5 protein-coding genes are annotated in these 5,331 nt (G+C 31.6%); all 5 read left to right on the top strand.

The features are described from left to right. The first annotated feature begins 87 nt into the window (after window positions 1-87). Window positions 88-1,977, top strand: a complete 1,890-nt coding sequence (locus CI949_RS16335; protein WP_133505663.1) for a sigma 54-interacting transcriptional regulator — start codon at window positions 88-90, stop codon at window positions 1,975-1,977. Window positions 1,978-2,183: 206 nt separating this feature from the next. Then, complete coding sequence (locus tag CI949_RS16330) at window positions 2,184-2,489, top strand: UxaA family hydrolase (RefSeq protein WP_133505664.1); 306 nt, start codon at window positions 2,184-2,186, stop codon at window positions 2,487-2,489. Between the two features lies 1 nt (window position 2,490). Next, window positions 2,491-3,648: a UxaA family hydrolase gene (locus CI949_RS16325; protein WP_133505665.1), complete on the top strand. Its 1,158-nt coding sequence runs from the start codon at window positions 2,491-2,493 to the stop codon at window positions 3,646-3,648. A 46-nt stretch (window positions 3,649-3,694) separates the two neighbouring features. After that, window positions 3,695-4,657 carry a 2-keto-3-deoxygluconate permease gene (locus tag CI949_RS16320; protein ID WP_133505666.1) on the top strand — a complete coding sequence of 321 codons (963 nt, stop codon included), beginning with the start codon at window positions 3,695-3,697 and terminating at the stop codon, window positions 4,655-4,657. An 84-nt stretch (window positions 4,658-4,741) separates the two neighbouring features. After that, window positions 4,742-5,331, top strand: a 590-nt coding sequence (locus tag CI949_RS16315) for a four-carbon acid sugar kinase family protein (protein ID WP_290768230.1), incomplete at its 3' end; no start/stop codon positions are given.

Genomic DNA, 5,331 nt, shown 5'->3' with positions numbered 1-5,331 from the left:
CTTTTATCAAAAGAGCAGAGATAGTATTTGATAATATTGAAGCCTGGTTAGCAGAAAAACCTCAGAATGTAGTTAGTTGAAGTAATGATGGAATTTAAAGAAAAAATTATTTTAATTGCACCCTATCCAAAACTTAAGGAATCTTCTGAAAAAGTTATTAAACGAAATGGTTATGATATAGGAGTATATTTAGGAGATCTTGAAGAAGGAGTTAAAGTAGCTAATGAAGCAGTAAAAAATGACGTTGAGCTTATTATTAGTCGTGGTGGTACTGCTACAATGATAAAAAACAGTGTAGATATTCCTGTTGTTGAAATTAATGTAACTGGTTTTGATCTTTTAAGAGTAATATATCCATTTGCCTCTTCAAATGATAAGAGCATCGGAATTATTGGTTATCCTAATGTTATTTATGGAATGAAATCTATTGCTAAAACTTTAAATATTGACATAAGTTATTATGAAATTACATCAAATAACCAAGTTAATGAGCAGGTAAGGAAGGCTATAGAAAATAATGTTAAATTAATTATTGGGGATACTATAGCTATCAAAACAGCTGATAAACACGGGTTAAAAACCCAATTAATAACCTCTGGTGAAGAAGCTGTTCAAAACTCTATTCTTGAAGCTAAAAAAGTATATCAGGCAATTATGCAGGAAAAAAAAGAAAAAGAAAAACTAAAAACAATTTTAGACTTTGCTCAAGAAGGTATAATTGCAATAGATGGAGATGGTATTGTAACGGTTTTCAATCCTCAAGCTGAAAAATTATTTAATATTAATAAGGATCAGGTTATTAATAAAAAGGCAGATAAAGTAATTCCAAATACAAGATTATTGGAAGTCGTCGAAACTGGGAAAAAGGAACTAAATCAAATTCAAAATATTGGAGAAACTAGAATTGCAACAAATAGAGTACCTATTAAAGTTGAAAATAAAATAAATGGAGCTGTTGCAACATTTCAGGATGTTACTAAAATCCAAAAATTAGAGCAAGAAATTCGAAGAGAATTAAACAAAAAAGGATTAACAGCTCAATATGATTTTGACGATATAATAGGACAGAATAAAGAAATCAAAGTAAAAAAAGAACTTGCTAAAAAATTTGCAAAAGTAAATTCTACGGTATTAATTACTGGTCAAAGTGGAACTGGAAAAGAGCTTTTTGCACATAGTATTCATAATAATAGCAAAAGAAAGAATGGTCCATTTGTAGCGATTAATTGTGCAGCTTTACCAACAAATCTTCTTGAAAGTGAGCTTTTTGGTTATGAAGAAGGTAGCTTTACTGGTGCTCAAGAGGGTGGGAAAAGTGGTCTTTTTGAATTAGCTCATCAAGGGACAATATTTTTAGATGAAATTGGAAAAATGGATAAGAAACTACAGGCTAGATTATTGAGAGTCATTCAAGAAAAAAGAATAATGCGTTTAGGAGGCAGAGAAGTTATTCCAATAGATGTAAGAATAATTTCGGCTACTAATAGTAATTTAAAAAAGGCTGTTCAAAGTGGAGAGTTTAGAAAAGATTTATATTACAGATTGAATGTATTAGAACTTGAAATTCCACCTTTAGCAGTAAGAAAAGATGATATACCAATTCTGGTAGAACATTTTATAAAAAAACTGTCCATTGAAAATGGTGTTGAAATAAATTTATCATCTGAAGTAATAGAATCTTTTAAAAAATATGACTGGCCGGGTAATGTACGAGAATTAGAAAATATGATGGAAAAAATAGTTGTTATTTCAGAGTCTCCTAAAGTGACTAAGAAAAATATTGAATATATATTACCTGAACTAAACGAAGAAAAAGCTGATAGTGATTTAATTGATATCTATACTTCTATTGAAAATATAGAGAAACAAGTAATCGGAAAACTTCTACAAGAGAAATTATCTAAAATAGAAATTGCTGATATTTTAGATATTGATAGATCAACGCTGTGGAGAAAAATAAAAAAATATGATTTATAATAAAACATAACGATGCATTTTGCATCGTTATTTGTTTTTGTTAACCAATTTTTATTTTTTTGCTTTCTGATTTTATAAAAAAAATTAAAGAAAGGTTGTTGTTATAGGGGGATTATTAAAATGATTCCGAAAATTAACGCATTATGGTATGATAATTGCATTTAATTATGAGTGAGATTAATAATATCCGAAAGGGGGAAATTTAAATGGCAAGTAAATCTATTGTAATGAACTCTGAAGACAATATTGCTACAACACTGTCAGATATTACTAAGGGAGAAGAGGTTGAAGTTGAAATTAAAGGGGATGCAGAAAAGATACAAATAAATGATGACATTCCTTTTGGACACAAATTTTCTTTAGTAGATATAAAAAAAGGTAGTGATGTTGTTAAATACGGTGAGGTTATAGGAATGGCCAGTCAAGATATTAAAAAAGGTGATTATGTTCATGTCCATAATCTTGAGAGTAAAAGAGCACGTGGAGATTTAAAAAAACGGGGAGTGAATTAAATTGAAAATTAAAGGTTATAAAAGAGAAAATGGAAAAGTAGGTATTAGAAATCACCTGCTTGTATTACCTACTTCAGTTTGTGCAGCTCATACTGCTGTAAAAATAGCAGATCAAATAAGTGAGGCTGTTGCAATCCCTCATGAACATGGATGCTGCCAATTAGGACCTGATGAAGATCAAACAACAAGAACATTAATAGGTTTAGGTAAAAATCCTAATGTTGGTTCAGTTCTTGTAGTCGGTTTAGGTTGTGAAGGTGTAGAGCCTGATAATGTAGCAGAGGAGATTAGTAAAACTGGTAAGAGAGTAGAAAAATTAGTTATACAAAAAGAAGGTGGAACCCTTAAAACTATTGAAGCAGGTACTAGAATTGCTAGAGATATGGCAAATGACCTTGCTAAAATGGAAAGAAAAGAAGTAGATTTGGATAACTTAATATTGGGAATAGAATGTGGTGGAACAGATGCTACATCTGGTATAGCAGCCAATCCTGCAGTTGGAGGAGCATCAGATAAGCTTCTTGAATATGGTGGGACAGCAATGTTATCAGAAACCACAGAACTAATTGGAGCAGAACATGTATTAGCGAAAAGAGCTTTAAATAAAGATGTGAAGAATAGATTGTTTGAAATTGTTAATAGAACTGAAGAGAGAGCATTAGATTCAGGTGTTGATTTAAGAGGTAATCAGCCTACTCCAGGAAATATCCAGGGTGGAGTTACAACTATTGAAGAAAAATCTCTTGGATGTATTTATAAAGCTGGATTTGCTACTATTCAAGGTATTTTAGAGTATGCAGAAGAAGTAGATGGCAAAGGTTTTTATGTAATGGATACACCTGGTCAGGATATTGATTCAATAACTGGTATGCTTGCAGGTGGATCTCAGATAATTGTGTTTACAACTGGAAGAGGTACACCTACAGGTTCACCAATTGCACCGGTAATTAAAGTAACAGGTAATTCTAGAACTTATAAAATGATGGAAGATAATATTGATATTAATGCTGGTCGAATAATTGATCAAGGTGTTCCAATGAGTGAAGTTTCTGAGGAAATCTTTGATTATATGATTAGAGTAGCAAATGGAGAAAAACCAAAGGCAGAATTGCTGGGACATCAAGAATTCGGTATATTTAGAATTGCACCAACAGTTTAATAATAACTTATTATAAACTTTTTAAATAATTTAAGGAGTGATGAAATTGAAAATAAAGCAGTCTATTGAAAAAATTCCTGGTGGTATGATGGTAGTTCCGCTTGTTCTCGGTGCATTAACAAACACTTTCTTTCCTGAACTTTTAGAAATTGGTGGGTTTACAACAGCATTATTTAAAAATGGAGCTTCAACACTTATAGCTGCTTTTCTACTTTGTATGGGAGCTGGTATTGAATTAAAAGCTGCTCCAACAGCTATAAAAAAGGGTACAGTAGTAACTATAACTAAGTTTATAGTTGCAGTTGGAATTGGATTATTTGTTTCTAAATTTTTAAATGATAGTTTTCTTGGATTATCTTCATTAGCGATAATTGCTGCAATGAGTAACACAAATGGTGGATTATATGCAGCATTAGTAGGAGAATTTGGAGATGAGACTGATGTAGGTGCTATTTCCATAATTTCTATTAATGATGGTCCATTTCTTACAATGGTGGCTTTAGGAACAGCTGGAATTGCTAGAATTCCGTTTATAACATTAGTGGCAGTAATTATTCCAATAATTATTGGTATGATTCTTGGTAATCTTGACTCTGATATGAAAGAATTTTTAACAAAGAGTGGCCCGGTATTTATTCCTTTATTTGCTTTTCCTTTAGGAGCAGGAATTAACTTTACTATGCTGATTACAGCTGGAATTTCTGGAGTTTTATTAGGTGTTATGACTAGTCTTATTGGTGGATTCTTTAATTTCTGGGCTGATAGACTAACAGGAGGAACTGGTATGGCTGGAGCTGCTGCTTCAAGTACAGCTGGTAACGCAGTTGCTACACCACAAGCTGTTGCAGTAGCTGACCCTACTTTAGAAGCACTGGCTGCAACTGCAACACCACAGGTTGCTGCATCAACTATAACAACCGCATTATTAACACCCGCAGTTACAGCTTTTCTTCATAAAAGATTCATAAAAGAAGAGCAAGAAAACAATGGAAAAGAAGAGGCAGTATAACATAATATAATAAATAGCAAAATAGCTGCTGTTCTAAATTGGGACAGCAGCTATTAATATTAATGATGAAATGGGAGGTTAGTTATGAAAGACAAAGTTGCAATAATTGCTGATGATTTTACTGGATCTAATGATACAGGTGTACATTTTAGTAAAGATGGTTTTACTACAGTAGTAGTTTTTGATATAGAAAAAATAGAAAATATAGATGAAAAAGTTGATGTCGTCGTTGTTGATACAGAGAGTAGAGCAGATGACCCAAAGATAGCTTATAAAAAGGCTTATAAAGCAGCAGAAAAATTAAATAAAAAATCTTTTAAGTATATTTATAAGAAGCTTGATTCTACATTAAGAGGTAATATCGGTTCTGAAATAGATGGTGTTATGGATGGGGGTAAGTTTGATCTTGCTATTGTTGCACCTGCACTACCTGATAATGGAAGGAAAACAATTGGTGGTAATCAATTTGTTCATGATATTCCACTTGAAAAAACAGAAATTGCAAATGATCCAATAACTCCTATAAAACATTCTTATATTAAAGATATCATTTCTGAGCAGTGCGAAAAGAGTGTGGGGTTAATTAATCTTAAAGATGTTTTAAAAGGGAAAAATAATTTAGAAGAAAAAATAGATGAGGAAATAAAAAAGCAAAAAGAAATTATAATTATAGA

This window comes from Halanaerobium sp., from assembly GCF_003070835.1.
The sequence above is the reverse complement of the archived record's forward strand: the minus strand, read 5'-3'. Positions and strand labels throughout refer to the sequence as shown.

Bases quoted from the DNA above. Each gene is read 5' to 3' on its own strand.
- CI949_RS16335 (WP_133505663.1), top strand. From the start codon at position 88: ATGGAATTTAAAGAAAAAATTATTTTAATTGCACCCTATCCAAAACTT.
- CI949_RS16330 (WP_133505664.1), top strand. From the start codon at position 2,184: ATGGCAAGTAAATCTATTGTAATGAACTCTGAAGACAATATTGCTACA.